At 50.4% G+C, this 554-nt stretch carries 1 protein-coding gene; it reads right to left on the reverse strand.

Translation table 11 applies throughout. The features are described from left to right. The coding region (locus H5089_RS20510; RefSeq protein WP_182712957.1) for an Ig-like domain-containing protein at window positions 1–554 on the reverse strand (554 nt) is incomplete at both ends.

The raw sequence follows: 554 nt of genomic DNA on the forward strand, positions 1-554 counted from the left end.
TCTGCAAGTGCTACCGGTACAGGGATTGACCACGTGCCATTGGCTAGTACGGTGGCGCTCATTGTTTGCGCTGCGCCGCTGCTGTCGGTGACAACAATGGTTACTTCACTGCCTTGCGGTGCATCGCTGGTACCTGCAATCGTTGGCGTGGTGTCGTTGCTTACACCGTTGTCGGTAATAACAAGGCTCGGACCTGTTAGGTCTATCTGACCTGTCTCTGTGGCGCTGCCGATATTACCTAGGCCATCATTTACCTGTGCGGTGACAGTATATTCGCCTTCGGCTAAATCAGTTGGTGCATCGACACTCCATACTCCACCCGTTACGGTTGTATCAACAGTCGTAATATTCCCTGCACTGTCTTCAAACGTTAAGCTAATGGTGGTGTTATCTGCCGCATCGCTTGTACCATTAATGGTTGGAGTGGTGTCGTTGGTGTCAACCAGTGCATTAATACTAATGCTTGGGGCCGTGGTGTTGAGTGTTGCGGTTTCACTTAATGTAGTGGTATTACCGGCGTTATCACTAACGCTTGCTTCAATAGTGAGTGGACC

This window comes from Pseudoalteromonas sp. SR45-1 (genome assembly GCF_014163655.1).
Taxonomy (GTDB): domain Bacteria; phylum Pseudomonadota; class Gammaproteobacteria; order Enterobacterales; family Alteromonadaceae; genus Pseudoalteromonas; species Pseudoalteromonas distincta.